The following is a 13269-nucleotide window of genomic DNA, read 5'->3' as shown; positions in this document are numbered from 1 at the left end:
GCGACCGCATCGCGAACGCTGGTGCGGTGGTTGCGATGCGACGTTAGTGAGAGCCAGGTCACAACCGAAGGGTGTGCCGACGGTCACACGGTGAAGTGTCCGGACATGCGCCGAACGGTCGCCCGGCGGCGACGAACGGTCGGGCGTCAGCCCTCGTGTGGCAGCCGGCGCGGACCGGGCCCGTCCGCGCCGAGCCGGTCACCCGGATTGAGAACCGCGCACCGCTGCAGCGACAGGCAGCCACAGCCGATGCAACCGGTGATCTCCCGTTCGAGCTGTTCGAGTTCACGCCGCCGCGCCTCGAGATGCGCGACCCACCGCCGGGAGATCCGTTCCCAGTCCTGCTGGCCGGGCATCCGGTCGTGCGGCAGATCGGCGAACACGTCCGAGACCTCCGACAGGGGGATACCGAGCCGCTTCGCAACGAGGATGAGCGACAGCCGCCGCAACACGTGCCGCCGATAGCGGCGCTGATTACCGGACGTGCGTTCCGACTCGATCAGCCCCTGATCCTCGTAGAACCGGATCGCCGACGTCGCGATCCCCACCCGCTCGGCGACCTGGCCGATCGTCAACAGATCAGTTGCCGCAGGCATCCGATCCTCCCTCGAGTTCAAGTCGACTGGAAGAGAGGGACAGCGTACGGGAACGACGACCGGTCGGCGCGTGCCACCGTCCCGGGACGGTGGCACGCGCCGGTCACCTCAGACGTGGGACGGCGCCATCACCGGCTTCGCCCGCGTCTCGACCACGCTCGGCCACAGTGCTCTGTCTCCGAGCAGCCGCATGATCGCGGGAACGAGCAGCGGCCGGACGACGAAGGTGTCGAGCAGGATTCCGATGGCCATCGCCAGTCCGAACTGGAACAGTTCCCGGATCGGTTGGGTGGTCAGGACCGCGAAGGTGGCCGCCAGGATGAGCCCTGCGGACGAGATCACCCCGCCCGATCGGGTGAGGGCCACCCGCAGCGCGGCCCGCGGTGGATGCGTCGACAGTTCCTGCCGGTAGCGGCTCATCAGGAAGATGGTGTAGTCGACGCCCAGGGCGACCAGGAACACGAATATGTAGACCGCGACCCGGTTCCCGATTCCGGCGTCCCCGAGCACCGTGACGGTGACGAAGGTCGTGAGCCCCAGTGTCGCGGTGAACGACAGCACCAACGTCCCGATCAGGTACAGCGGTGCGAGTACCGACCGCAGCAGCAGCGCCAGGACGGCAGCGACGATCACGAGGACCAGCGCGGCAACCACCCAGTTGTCGCGATCGAGTGCTGACCGGATATCGGCGGCGTGTGCGCTCTCGCCTCCGACGAGGACCTGCGCGTCAGCGATCCCCGCATCGGCTGCGGCGGACTGCGCTGCGGCAGCGAGAGTGTCGACGCGGTCCAATGCCTCCGGGCTGTAGGGGTTGTCGGTGAAGACGATCTGGAATGCTGCCGTCGTCCCGCCCGCGCCGACCTCCGGGCGCTCACCCACTCGGGCCACCCCGTCCACGTCCGACAGGCGGCTGGTGATCTGGTTCCAGTCGGGCGGCGGCGTCCCGGGCGGGGTGGTGACGTAGACGGTGGACGGCGCGATCTCCCCCGGCCCGAAGGCGTCGGCGATCATGTTCTGGCCGGACTCGGATTGGGTGTCGATGCGGAATCCGCTGATGAAATCGAAGCTTTCGCGGTAGCCGGCCAGGCCCGCGGTCATCACGAGCAACCCGAGGAGTGTGGATACCAGTACGGTTTTCGGCGAGCGGTCGACCAGATCCGCGACTCGTTCCCAGACCTTGCCGCCGACGCGGCTCGATGCTGCTCGGGTGGTGGACGGCCAGAAGAGTTTTCCTCCGAAGAGCAGCATCAGCGCAGGGGTGAAGGTGAAGGCGACCAGCCCCATCGAGGCGACACCCAGCGCGAGATACGGGCCGAAGCCGCGCAAGGCGGGAGAGATCGCCGCCAGCAGAGCCAGCATGGCCAGGACGATCGTCGAGACACTCGACAGGATCGCCTCGGACACTCCCCGCAGCGCCCGCATCATGGCGGCGGAGCGGTCCGGTTCCTCGGCGAGGGCCTCGCGGTAGCGGGCGGTGACGATCAGTGCGTAGTCGGTACCGACGCCGAACAGCAGCACGGTCATGATCGACGCGGTCTGTGAACTGACGTCGAACCAGCCTGCGTCGGCCATCATCGCGCCCACCGTCTCGGCGAGCCGCATCGCGACACCGACACCGGCCAGCGCCACGACCACCAGGACCGGCGACCGGTAGATGACCAGCAGGATGATCGCGACCAGCAGGATCGTCCCGAGAAGCAGGATCTTGTCGCCGCTGCTGAACACCTTCACGGTGTCGGTGGCGATCCCGGCCGGTCCGGTGACGGCCGCGTCTGCAGGTCCGGCGGCCTCGCCGACCAGGTCGCGAAGCGTGCCGACCGTGTCCTGGAACGATTCGTCCGTCGGATCACCGGTCAGCGAAACGACGACCATCTCGCTGTCGTCGTCGGCGGTGCGCAGGTCGACGCCGCCAGGGCTGTCGGCGGTGACCACCGCGGCGATCGAGGGATTGTCGACTCTCGCACCGTCGATGCTCGCGGTGATCCGGTCCACTGCCGCCGAGGTCTCGGCCCTGTCGGCGCCGCGTACGACGACGATCGCGGGGGTGCCCTCGTTACGAGGGAACTCGCGGGCCGCGAGTTCGGCGGCTTGCACAGATTCCGATGAGGCGGGCGGATCGTTTGCGCCCGCGTTGTTTTCGACGTCCTCCAAGGCGGGCGCGATACTTGCGAGGGCACCCACGAGGACGATCCACAGCAGCACGACGATGCCGGCCCGACGCCGGGACCCGAAGAGAGTGTTCATAAAGCGTGACTTCATATCGTGACGTCCGATCCCGACGGGAATGCGTTCATCGCACCGATGTCGGATAGCGGGATGGAAAGTCGGAGTAGCGGTCCGCGCCCGGGACGAAGCGTCCGGTGCGGGCAGCCCATACCTCGAACGCGATCGTGGCGAACGGAGGCAGCGAGGACACCAACGCCAACAGCAGGGTCCGCAGGCGCCAGCCGAGCTTGACGTACATCGCGATCGAGAGCACGACGAATATCACGAACACCGCCCCGTGCAGGGACCCGAAGATCCGGACGCCGACCTCGGTGCTCTTCGCGATCCACTTCAGGTACATGCCGATCAGCAACCCGAGCCAGGTCACCGCTTCCAGCGTTGCAACGACACGGAAGGCTCGCACCAGAATGCGGGCATTCGAGTGCTCCACCGGATATGGCTGCCGGTCGGTCATGCGGCACCCTCCGGACTCGTTGGCACGCTTTCCTTCTCGAAGGATCGAGCATGTTCCGGATCACGCGCGACGGCCGAGCGGAGCGTGAGGAAGAAGACCACGAAGGCAACAGTCAGCAGGACATGGCCTATCCCGGCGATCCCCGAGATCGCGGCCGATGCTTCCTTACCGAAGACCTGCATGGTCCCGTGGACGAGTTGCATCGACACAGTGAGGATCAGGCCGGCGTGGAAGGTGACGGAGAACCACCGGTAGAGGGGGTTGGCCGACAGCACGAACAGGCGCTCGAAGATCGCGACGATCAGTAGGAACAGCACACCGAGAACCAGGAAATGGGTGTGCACGACGGAAAGTTGAGTCGGTCCGTCGAAGTCCTGGGCCTTGGTCAGCTCCCGGTAGTACAGGCCGGACGCCAGACCCGCAACGGCGTAACCGAACGCGGAATTGACAAGTATCTTCACACCTTCCATCCGACCGAAATCCGGAGCCCGGCACATCGGAAGAACGGTGAGATTCGTCTACGACTTTGGATAGAGACCCGTCGAACTCGGCGGTAGAGCTAGTCGATGGTGCCGTCGATGATCCCCCGCGAACGTGCCTGCGCAACAGCTGCAGTCCGGGATCGCACACCCAATTTGCCGAACGTGTTCGTCAGGTGCGTCTTGACGGTGCCCTCGCTGAGGAACATCCGGCGCGCGATCTCCCGGTTGGAGAATCCTGCGGCGACAGCCTCCAACACCTGAATCTCACGGGGGGTGAGGGTCGGCCCCGGATCACGCATCTGCGCCATCAGTTTCGAGGCCACCGCGGGTGACAACGCGCTCGCACCCCCGGCGGCCGCGACGATTGCCGTGAAGAGTTCGGCCGGCGCGGTGTCCTTGAGGAGATAGCCGCTGGCACCGGCCTCGATCGCGCGCAGAATTTCGGCATCGGTGTCGTAGTTCGTCACCACCAGGACCTGCGGAGCGCTCGGCAGGGAGCGGATCTCTCTGGTCGCCTCCACGCCGCTCAGTCCGGTCCCGAACCGCAGATCCATGAGGACGAGATCGATCGACTCGTCACGGCACAGCGCAACGGCCTCTTCACCGGTGGAGGCCTCGGCGACGATCTCGATTTCGTCCGCGTGCCGTTCGAGCAGTGCTCGTAGTCCGGCGCGGACGATCGCATGATCGTCCGCGAGCATCAGCCGAATCATCGCGGCTCCTCCCCTGACTGTGCGAGCGGAAACGTCACCGAGATCGCGGTGTGGCCGGGCTCCGATTCGATGGACCACCGCCCGTCGAGCTGCTCGACACGGGTCCGCATGGCGTTGAGGCCGAAGTTGTGCGCGGAAGGATCGTCGAGGATCCCGACGTCGAATCCGTGACCGTCGTCGACCACGTCCAGACGGACGGCGTCAGCACCGTAGCCGAGAGTGACGACGGCGTGGCGGGCATCGGCATGCCGCACGACGTTCGACACAGCCCCCTGGGCAAGGCGCACCAGGGCCGACTCCACCGGCATCGGTAGAGACAGGGCCTGTCCCTCCACAAGAAGATGCACGTCACACCTCCCGGCGGCGGCGCGCTCGCACACCCTGCCCAACGCGTCGACGAGTGAGCTTCCCGCCAGATCGGCGGGCGAGAGGGCCGCGATCAGCCGTCTGGCGTCCGCCAATCCTGCCGACGCGGTCCGCCGAGCCATGACGATCTTGTCTGCAGCGCCCGGGGGCAGGTTTTCGGCCTCGGCGGCGTGCAACAGCATCTGGATGCTGCTCAGCCCCTGGGCGACGGTGTCGTGGATCTCTCGGGCCAACCGCTCACGTTCGGCCAGTTCACCGGCGGAGCGCTCCGTTTCCGCCAGCTCTGCGCGAGTGCGATGCAGATCCTCGATCAGTTGCTGCCGGCGCTCCGTCTCGTGGAACAGCACTCGAAAACCCAGTCCCACAACGACACCGACCACAGCCCCGAGCAACGACCCGACCAGCGCTCCGCCCCACTGGCCGCGAGTATGGACACCGATCAGCACGTTGACAACAGTGATCACCGCCACCACCGACACCGCGGGGACCAACGACACCTCGGTCATGAAAAGCAGGATGAGCCCGAACGATACGTAGGCCGCGTCGGCGCCCAGGAGCGCCATCGCCACCCACACCGCGCACAGCGATCCCAGCCAAGCGAAGCGCGCAACCGGAGCGTTCAACGAGCAGGCGCCCACGATGTGAACGACAACGAACAGCGCAGTCAAGGCACCGATCCATCCCGCCGATGCCTCGGACAGCAGCACCGCCCGCAGCAGGACGATCAGCGCCAGAACGACAACGAGAACGTGCAGACCCAGACGAAGTCGCGCGACACGCGTGAACGCAGATTCATCAACCATCACGACACACGATAACGACGACGTCGGGCGGTGCGGCGGAAGCCGATCGTCGTCAGCCGGTGTACGGATCGCAGAGGCGGCCGGTGATGTACCCCTGTTCGCAGCCGTGCTGTGTCTGGATGTCGCCGCTGGTCGGCGCCTTGCCGCAGCGGACACCGCAGCGTTCGTATCCATGGACGACGCCGTCGCCGTCACGGTCCTCCTCGGGGTCGTACGGGTAACCCCCGCCAGGGTTCGGGTCGGTGTTCGTGTCGGTCTCGGCACGCATCCGAGCGCAGGCCGGGTCGGTCGTGGAGTACGTGCCGTCGGTGTAGACGGCGGTCCCTGGATAGTCGCAGTACCTCAGAATCTTCGCCGGGGCTTCGGCTGTCGTCGACGGCACGTAGGTATCGCACGAGGGTTCGTAGCCGGTGGTGCCGTCGGAGTACAGGGCGGTCCCGGACTGATAGATCGACAGGTCACCACAGTCGAAGGTGATCGGCGCGACTTCGACAGTCGTCGGAGTCGGCGACGTGGTGGTTGTGCTCGTGACAGCAGCAGGGGTGGTCGTTGGTGTGGTGGTTACCGGATCGGCCGGGCCGTTTCCCGATCCGCACGCGGTCACGCCGAACGAAACCAAGATCGCCGCGGCAGCGACGACGAGCTTGCTCTTCATGTCGATCCCCCAGGAGTGTCGGCAGGTGTGTATCGGTAGATCGGTTCGGGACTGAAGATCGCTACCGACGCCAACTCGTCGACGAACCCCACCCTCACGCGACACTTCTCGAACATAGTGGGCGGCTGGGGATGTCCGTGAAGGCGAAGTGTGGCTGCGGGACCCGTCCGGTCCGGTCGTAGTACGACGGACCGGCCCGGGGCGACGCGTCGCGAGTCACACGATTGCCGGCTTGGTCCGTTTCCAAGTGTGCGTTAATTTGAGACTAGACGGTCGGTAAGGTTCCGGCTGCGGGGTTACACGCGTGGTCACGGTGGGGAGTTTCTGTGCTGGTGTCGTGGTGGAAGAAGTCTGTCGTCGTCGCAGCGGTCGCGGGCGGGTGCGTGGTCGCGGGGTCGGTTGCGGCGGTCGCGAATCCGGTTGCGTTGGAGTCGAAGTCGGACTCGAAGACGACCGACGACGGGTGGGTGCTGGGGGGTGTCGGCGACGGAATTGTCGGCGAATCCGGTGCCGAATCTGGCGTTGTCGCGGTTCACCCGGGAGGGGTTCTTCTCATCGTTCCTCTCCTAGCGGCAACCCTTGTAGTTTGGTTGTCAACAACCGACGAGAGTTGGCGCCTAAGTGCCGTTTTCGGAAGCATCGCAGCGATCGCAGTACTGCTCATGCCGCGGAAATCGATGTACCGGCCTCCCCAATCGATAGCAGTCTAAGGCCTTCAAGGAAGTGATCTTCATCCTGCTAGGGTTCGTAGCATTCAATGTCGCGATGCTCTGCCCGAATCGGAAGTACGGTCCACACCTCTACTGGACCGCGTCAGCCGTCAGCAGTGTGCTGTTCGCTCTCGGCATGCCCACCATCAAAACGGCGGCCATTGTCGCGGTCCTCACCTGGCTCGTATCGTGGTTCTTCGCGTTTTGGTGGACATCACTTGTTTCCAGAAAGGGGCCCGATGGGCGCCGGGAGCCGGGATTCGCGTCACGTTACTCGTATTGGCCACCGCGCTGCCGCGGAACACCGCCGCCCCGAATCAACCGATACTCCAAACCTCATTACAAGGACCGCGAATCCACGCAACGGGGCAACCAACCTCCATATTTCGCGTAGAGCCAGGAAAGTGGATCTTCCCGATTTAAGAACGCCATCGAGAAGGGCAATAAGTTTCTAGGATTTACGAAGTGATCGACTCTCGCCAGAGTTGGGATACGCCGCAGATGATGAAGGCTGACTCTGCAACGCCTGTTCTGAACAGGCCTGGAAGGATCCGGGTTCTGTCCGATTCTTTCGAGGTGGTCGAGAAGTCGGAACTGATCTTGTTCTCGGTTCTTTTGGAAGGGCAGCCGGGAGTTATCTTCGACACGGCGACCGTTCCGACGAGCATCGTGCAGCGAGGGGGCTTCGACAACTACCCAGAGGTCGACTACCAGCCTTACCTTCTGGAGGGTGGAGCGCTGCTTGACGATCCTCAACAAATTTGGGGCATTCCCGATGGGCCGCTCGCGACATTCGCCATCCTCCTCGAGGGCGGAGGCGAAATGCAGGTTCACGCTCAGCGGTACCGCATCGACGGCGACGCCGTTTACTTCTCGGTGTCGTTCACCCGGAGCGGCGGTGTCGAAGCGCACGACATCGCTGCTGTCACAACCAACCTCCTTGCCCGAGATCCTAGCGGCGCACTGTGCGTATCGCACGGTGACCAGCACGACTCGGGCATCGGCGGGTCCGGAATGTCAATTAGTTAGTGCAGGGCTTCGGCGAAGTCGTGTAATTGCATGTCAGATGGTGTGAAGTAGCTCGATCGGCCGATGTGAATCACGACCATGATGCCGTAGCGCGGTGGCGATGCCGGCGCTGCCTCCGGAGCAGTGGCAGCTCAGTGGATCGGCCATCAGGCCGGCGTAGCAGCACGAGAGGCAGCGAAGTGAGAGCAGTGTCGGTGAATCGGGCTTCGAGTCGTGCGGTGCCGCAGTGGGCGTCGGCGTTCAACCGGCGTTCGATCGCAACCCGCTGGGGGACAGCACTCCTCGCCGGACCGGTCGGGCTGTACTTCGTGATCAGCGGCACCTACGTCGGGGTCGGACTGATAGTTGCCGGCGCGACGCCGGTGATCTGGTCGATGATCCACCACCGGGAGCTGAGCCGGCTGCTGCCCTGGGACCGTGACCTGGTCGTGGTCTACGGGACCGAAACGGTGATCCGGACCTCGGTCAGCATCACGCTCGTCATGCTCGGCGGGGCAGCAGTATTCGGCGGGATGGGATGGTTCATAGTCCGGCAGTTGCTCGCCGGACAGCCGGTGATGTTCGGGGAGATGGAGATGAACCAATTTCTCGCGATCCTCGTCGGCCCCGGCTCGGTGGCGATGGCGGTGGGAGTGGTCCTGGCGATCCCGTTCGGGATCGCACGTGACCCGATCCGGCGGGCGGGCGGATTCCGGCTCGTCGGGCCTCTGATCCCGGTAGCCCCGGAAACAATGCTCACCGACCTACGCGCCTACGCCTTCGATCCCGCACTCCGTGCCGAGTTGGGAACACCGGCGTCGATCACCCGGTTCACCACACCCACCCCACCTCCCGTCCCCGACAGCCCTCCCGAGCAGGTGCCCTGGATGACAACCCTGCCCCGCCAGACTTCCCTGTCCTGAACCTTCAGGACTCCGGCAGAGTCGTGAGCGATACCCGAACCGCACACCGGCTGCCGAACTCGCATACCCACGTCGAAGATCTACTCGCACTCACCGATTCGCTGATGTTCTACCGCACCGCGATCAACGAAACAGCCGATCTACAGGCGGAGGCTCGAGGGTCAGGTCCTGATGACGACGTAGTTTCCCGCGATCTCCTGGAACTCGACAGCGGCCGCGACGGCATTGTCGTCGAGGGTGGCGCTGTCACCGGGAACGACGATGAGCTTGTCGTCATCGTCGTCGAGTCGGTGAATGATCCCGATGCAGGTGCCGTGTGCTGAGGTCATCGGTTCGGGCGGGCCCAGGTAGTAGGCGTCGAGTTCTTCGCCGTCGGGGGCAAGCGTGCCAGGGACGTAACCGTAGTTGGCCAGGTAGAGGAATCCGAAGGACGGGTGGCGGCTTCCGTAGGGTCTGTCGATGGTGAGATCGACTGTTCGGCCGAGGAACTGCCGCGCCAGCATCAACGATTCGGATTCCTCGATCGGCCCCGAGGTGGTCATGATCGCAGACTATCGTCCGGGAACCCTTCACGCTTCAGGTCGTTGCCGGCTGTACGAGTTCATGACGTCGGTGTGGAGTCGTGCCCACAACGCTGCCGCCCTGCCTGCCGTGAGATGCTGGCCGGAATGGATGAGATTCGAGTGGCAGTGACCCGGTGGGAGACTCGTGCACCGTGGTGGCAACGACGACGGTGGATCAGAGGTCTCGTACTCGACATCGACGGTCACGGCACCACACAGACCTACGGGACCAGGAGTCTCGACGCCGCCCGCGAGATGGTCCTCGAGTATCTCCATCTGTCGGAGGTCGAGGTCGCTGAGGACGTCACGATCGTCTGGACCGATCGTGTTCCCTGACAGTGGTTCAGCGGTCCGAAACCCCCGCAGCCCCCGAACCCTTCGAGGTCACCGCCGCTCCCCTGCCGGCGCCGGCACCCCACCGAACCATTCGGCCGGGCCGGGTCGGGTGGAGCGCCCGTAGGCCCGGGCCTCGGGAACACGCACGTACACCTGTCCGTCGCGTTCCTCGGTGGGCCACACCCGCAGCGGTGTCGGTTTCGGGGAACCGCCGACGCACTTTCCGGCGCCGTTCCACCGCCACTGGTGTGCCGGACAGTCGAGGTGGTCGCCGACGACACGCCCCTTGCTCAGGTCGGCGCCCATGTGCGGGCAGCGGGCGTCGAAGATGTGGATGGCGCCGGCCCGGTCGGCGAACGCGACGAGGTCGGTGTCGAACGCACGGACCGCGTGCGCGGCGCCGTCCCGGAAGTCGGCGGCGGCCCCGACACACTGCCATTCGGTCACGAGTTCTCCTTCGGTGGAAGCGGATCCGTCAGGTCGACCGCAGGTCGCGTTCCCGGTCGCGGCCCATGCCGAGCCGTTCGGGGGCGTGCATGCGGGTGAAGATACGGCCCACGTCGCGCGGCACCTGCCGGCGGGTGAGAAGACTGACGACGATCATCGTCGCGAACGCGAGTGGCACGCTCACCGCCGCCGGATAGCCGAGAAGCACCGCGGGCCAGCCGTGCCATGCGTCGACGGGCACGACGTCGGCGACCGCGAGCAGTGCGGCCCCGCCCGCCCCGACGATCCCGGCGGCCAGACCGGCCGCCGCCCCGGCCGGGGTGAGACCGCGCCACCAGATGCCGAGCACCAGCAGTGGGCACAGCGTGGACGCGGCGACCGCGAGGACCAGACCCACCGAGCGGGACAGGTCGAACGACGACGCCGCGAGCGCGAGGGTCATCGGCACGATGCTCGCGAGCAGCACCGCGATCCGGAAGTCGCGGACCCGGCCGCGCAGGACGTCGGTGCTCAGGACACCGGCGATGCTCACCAGCAGCCCCGAGGACGTCGACAGGAACGCGGCGATCGCACCGGCGGCGACCACCCCGGCGAGCAGTTGGCCCGCCCACCCGGACAGCACCGAACCGGGCAACAGCAGGACCGCGGCGTCGGAGGTACCGGTGATGAGCAGTTGCGGCACATACATGCGGGCGAACACCCCGAGCAGCACGGGGAACAGATAGAACCCGCCGACGAGGGCGATCACGACGAGCGACGTCATCCGTGCGGCCCGTCCGTCCGGGTTGGTGTAGAAGCGGACCAGCACGTGCGGTAGCCCCATCGCGCCGAGGAACGTCGCCAGGATCAGCGAATACACCTGGTAGCGGGGGTGCGGGTCGCCGAATCCGCCGCCGGGCAGCAGCCACTCGGCGCCGTCGGCGGGGGCGCCCGCGACGACGGGGACGTGCGCGCCGGCCGGCAGGACGAGGGTGGTGCCGGAGCCGAGTTCGTGGCGTCCGGTGCCCAGGTGCACAGCCCCGATCGTGGGCCGGCCGTCGAGGGTGCCGTCGACGGTCACGGCGGTCGGGGTGGAGACCTGCACGACGACGTCGGTGGTGACGTCGACGGTGGTCTGTTCGGCAACGGTCGGGGGTGCGGGCTGGCCGACGGGCTGACGGTCGGCGGCGTAGTGGAACGTGAGGACGAGTGCCGGGATCGCGACCGCGGACAGCTTGAGCCAGTACTGGAACGCCTGCACGAACGTGATCGACCGCATGCCGCCGCCGACGACGTTGCCGATGACGATGCCGCCGACCACGACGACACCGACCCAGCCGGGCACACCGAGCAGAATGTTCAGGGTCAGTCCGGCACCCTGGAACTGCGGCACCATGTACAGCGTGCACACGAGGGCGACGACCACCATCGACAGGCGTCGGACCGGGACCGAGCCGAGCCGGAACTCGGCGAAGTCCGGCACCGTGTACGCCCCGGACCGGCGCAGTGGGGCCGCGACGAACAGCAGCAGCCCCAGATAGCCGGCGGTGAAACCGATCGGATACCACAGGGCATCCGCCCCGTACTTGGCGATCAGTCCGGCGACACCGAGAAACGATGCTGCGGAAAGGTATTCACCGGAGATGGCGGCGGCGTTCCAGCCGGGGCCGACGCTGCGGGACGCGACGAGGAAGTCGGAGGTGGTGCGCGCCATCCGCACCCCGTAGAACCCGATGCCGACGGTCGCGACGGCCGCGGCCACCAGCGCCAGCAGCGTCATCACGGGAAGGGGTTGTCCGAGCATCGATCGTGTCTCCGCAGGTCTCAGTCGTCGACCAGGTCGGTGAAGTCCTGCTCGTTGCGTTCGGCGGCGCGCACGTACAGCCAGCCGGCACCGGTGAGGACCGGGACCGCCAGGACCACGGTGAGCAGCCACGGCAACCGGATGCCGGCGACCGACAGTTCCGCGAAACCGGGGAACGCGATCCCCAGGAGCGGCACCGCACCGAACATGAGGACGACGACTGCCGCGACCCGCACCGCGAGCCCGAGTTGGGCCCGGACCAGGCCACGGATCAGCGCGTCACCGACCTCCGTCTGCTCGAGCACCTCGACGCGGGTGCGGACCATGCGGGCGCCGCGCCGGTTCGCTAGCACCACCCGCTCGCGCGGCGGCGGAGCCGGGCGCGGTGTCGTCATCTCGACGTCCAGGCCTGCCGGGGCCCACGGATGAGCCGGTCCTTGAGTTCGCGGGTGTGTCGCCGGCTGACGGGCAGTTCCACGGCGGGCGCGTCACCCTGCGGGCGCAGGCACACCACCAGCCCGGAGCCGACGCTGCGGATACCGGTGACCTCGCCGAGCGACACCAGGTAGGAGCGGTGCACCCGCAGGAAACCGGCGTCGGCCCAGCGGTTCTCGAGCGACGAGATCGGGATCCGCACCAGGTGCGATCCGGTGGCGGTGTGCAGGCGCGCGTAGTCGCCGTCGGCCTCCACCCATTTGACGGTCGACCGCGGCACCAGCGTGGTGACGCCACCGAGTTCGACGGGGATCACCTCGTCGGACGACGCGTCGTCCCCGCTCTCCTCCCGGGCACGGCGACGACGTTCGACGATGCGCCGCACCGCCTCCGCGAGACGTTCCTCCCGCAGCGGTTTGAGCAGGTAGTCGACGGCGCCCAGATCGAATGCGGCGACGGCCCGGTCCTCGTGCGCGGTCACGAACACCACCGACGGCGGATCGGCGAACCGGCCGAGGATCCCGGCCAGTTCGAGACCGTCGAGCCCGGGCATGTTGATGTCGAGGAAGACCGCGTCGATACCGCCGTCGCGCAGGATCCGCAGCGCGGTCGTCGCGTCGCCGGCGGTGCGGGTCTCCCCGATCTCGCCGCGGGCACGCAGCAGGAAGGCGAGCTCGTCGAGAGCGGGCCGCTCGTCGTCGACCGCCAGCACCGTCAGGGGGCCGTCCGCGGGCCCGTCACTTGTCTTTTTCACAGCGGATCCATCGTG

The 13269-nt window shown here is 66.6% G+C and carries 16 protein-coding genes; 4 read left to right on the top strand and 12 right to left on the bottom strand.

What is annotated here, in order from left to right; all coding sequences use genetic code 11:
• Positions 1-146: 146 nt before the first annotated feature.
• From soxR to Q5696_RS05055, 7 genes are all read right to left on the bottom strand, one after another.
• Positions 147-596 (bottom strand): redox-sensitive transcriptional activator SoxR, encoded by a 450-nt coding sequence (gene soxR, locus Q5696_RS05085; protein WP_305094124.1) that lies wholly within the window; start codon positions 594-596, stop codon positions 147-149.
• Positions 597-704: 108 nt separating this feature from the next.
• Positions 705-2855 carry an MMPL family transporter gene (locus tag Q5696_RS05080; RefSeq protein ID WP_305094123.1) on the bottom strand — a complete coding sequence of 717 codons (2151 nt, stop codon included), beginning with the start codon at positions 2853-2855 and terminating at the stop codon, positions 705-707.
• A 31-nt stretch (positions 2856-2886) separates the two neighbouring features.
• Entirely contained in the window at positions 2887-3276 is a 390-nt protein-coding gene (locus Q5696_RS05075; protein ID WP_305094122.1) for a DUF3817 domain-containing protein, read from the bottom strand.
• Entirely contained in the window at positions 3273-3746 is a 474-nt protein-coding gene (locus Q5696_RS05070; RefSeq protein WP_305094121.1) for a DUF2871 domain-containing protein, read from the bottom strand. The genes Q5696_RS05075 and Q5696_RS05070 overlap by 4 nt, the downstream gene beginning before the upstream one ends.
• Before the next feature lie 89 nt (positions 3747-3835).
• Positions 3836-4471: a response regulator gene (locus Q5696_RS05065; protein WP_305094120.1), complete on the bottom strand. Its 636-nt coding sequence runs from the start codon at positions 4469-4471 to the stop codon at positions 3836-3838.
• The gene (locus Q5696_RS05060) at positions 4468-5544 is read right to left on the bottom strand and encodes a sensor histidine kinase (RefSeq protein WP_370654862.1); all 1077 of its coding nucleotides are present in this window, start codon (positions 5542-5544) and stop codon (positions 4468-4470) included. The genes Q5696_RS05065 and Q5696_RS05060 overlap by 4 nt, the downstream gene beginning before the upstream one ends.
• 148 nt (positions 5545-5692) lie before the next feature.
• Positions 5693-6295: a hypothetical protein gene (locus Q5696_RS05055; RefSeq protein WP_305094118.1), complete on the bottom strand. Its 603-nt coding sequence runs from the start codon at positions 6293-6295 to the stop codon at positions 5693-5695.
• Positions 6296-6621: 326 nt separating this feature from the next.
• On the opposite strand from Q5696_RS05055, the gene Q5696_RS05050 reads away from it, so the two are divergent.
• From Q5696_RS05050 to Q5696_RS05040, 3 genes are all read left to right on the top strand, one after another.
• Entirely contained in the window at positions 6622-7005 is a 384-nt protein-coding gene (locus Q5696_RS05050; protein ID WP_305094117.1) for a hypothetical protein, read from the top strand.
• A 465-nt stretch (positions 7006-7470) separates the two neighbouring features.
• Entirely contained in the window at positions 7471-8034 is a 564-nt protein-coding gene (locus Q5696_RS05045; RefSeq protein WP_305094116.1) for a hypothetical protein, read from the top strand.
• Positions 8035-8228: 194 nt separating this feature from the next.
• On the top strand, positions 8229-8936 hold the full coding sequence (locus Q5696_RS05040; RefSeq protein ID WP_305094115.1) for a hypothetical protein: 708 nt from the start codon (positions 8229-8231) through the stop codon (positions 8934-8936).
• Between the two features lie 161 nt (positions 8937-9097).
• On the opposite strand, the gene Q5696_RS05035 is transcribed toward Q5696_RS05040, so the two are convergent.
• Positions 9098-9478: an inorganic diphosphatase gene (locus Q5696_RS05035; RefSeq protein WP_305094114.1), complete on the bottom strand. Its 381-nt coding sequence runs from the start codon at positions 9476-9478 to the stop codon at positions 9098-9100.
• 126 nt (positions 9479-9604) lie between these two features.
• Here Q5696_RS05035 and Q5696_RS05030 point away from each other — a divergent pair, with 126 nt between their 5' ends.
• Positions 9605-9835, top strand: coding sequence for a hypothetical protein (locus Q5696_RS05030; RefSeq protein ID WP_305094113.1), 231 nt, complete (start codon positions 9605-9607; stop codon positions 9833-9835).
• 48 nt (positions 9836-9883) lie between these two features.
• On the opposite strand, the gene Q5696_RS05025 is transcribed toward Q5696_RS05030, so the two are convergent.
• From Q5696_RS05025 to Q5696_RS05010, 4 genes are read right to left on the bottom strand one after another with little or no spacing between them, the layout of a single operon-like run.
• On the bottom strand, positions 9884-10282 hold the full coding sequence (locus tag Q5696_RS05025) for a Rieske 2Fe-2S domain-containing protein (RefSeq protein ID WP_305094112.1): 399 nt from the start codon (positions 10280-10282) through the stop codon (positions 9884-9886).
• Between the two features lie 28 nt (positions 10283-10310).
• Positions 10311-12065 (bottom strand): sodium/solute symporter, encoded by a 1755-nt coding sequence (locus Q5696_RS05020; RefSeq protein WP_305094111.1) that lies wholly within the window; start codon positions 12063-12065, stop codon positions 10311-10313.
• Positions 12066-12085: 20 nt separating this feature from the next.
• Positions 12086-12460: a hypothetical protein gene (locus Q5696_RS05015; RefSeq protein WP_305094110.1), complete on the bottom strand. Its 375-nt coding sequence runs from the start codon at positions 12458-12460 to the stop codon at positions 12086-12088.
• A complete protein-coding gene (locus tag Q5696_RS05010; RefSeq protein WP_305094109.1) occupies positions 12457-13254 on the bottom strand; it encodes a LytR/AlgR family response regulator transcription factor in 798 nt (265 codons plus the stop codon). Before Q5696_RS05010 ends, Q5696_RS05015 begins: the two co-directional genes overlap by 4 nt.
• Positions 13255-13269: the final 15 nt, after the last annotated feature.

Source organism: Prescottella sp. R16 (genome assembly GCF_030656875.1).
Classification (GTDB): Bacteria; Actinomycetota; Actinomycetes; order Mycobacteriales; family Mycobacteriaceae; genus Prescottella.
Note: the sequence above shows the minus strand (reverse complement) of the source record. Positions and strands in the feature narration are given on the sequence as shown.

Coding starts and splice junctions, on each gene's coding strand:
- soxR (WP_305094124.1), bottom strand. CDS start 596: ATGCCTGCGGCAACTGATCTGTTGACGATCGGCCAGGTCGCCGAGCGG.
- Q5696_RS05080 (WP_305094123.1), bottom strand. CDS start 2,855: ATGAAGTCACGCTTTATGAACACTCTCTTCGGGTCCCGGCGTCGGGCC.
- Q5696_RS05075 (WP_305094122.1), bottom strand. CDS start 3,276: ATGACCGACCGGCAGCCATATCCGGTGGAGCACTCGAATGCCCGCATT.
- Q5696_RS05070 (WP_305094121.1), bottom strand. CDS start 3,746: ATGGAAGGTGTGAAGATACTTGTCAATTCCGCGTTCGGTTACGCCGTT.
- Q5696_RS05065 (WP_305094120.1), bottom strand. CDS start 4,471: ATGATTCGGCTGATGCTCGCGGACGATCATGCGATCGTCCGCGCCGGA.
- Q5696_RS05055 (WP_305094118.1), bottom strand. CDS start 6,295: ATGAAGAGCAAGCTCGTCGTCGCTGCCGCGGCGATCTTGGTTTCGTTC.
- Q5696_RS05035 (WP_305094114.1), bottom strand. CDS start 9,478: ATGACCACCTCGGGGCCGATCGAGGAATCCGAATCGTTGATGCTGGCG.
- Q5696_RS05030 (WP_305094113.1), top strand. CDS start 9,605: ATGGATGAGATTCGAGTGGCAGTGACCCGGTGGGAGACTCGTGCACCG.
- Q5696_RS05020 (WP_305094111.1), bottom strand. CDS start 12,065: ATGCTCGGACAACCCCTTCCCGTGATGACGCTGCTGGCGCTGGTGGCC.
- Q5696_RS05015 (WP_305094110.1), bottom strand. CDS start 12,460: ATGACGACACCGCGCCCGGCTCCGCCGCCGCGCGAGCGGGTGGTGCTA.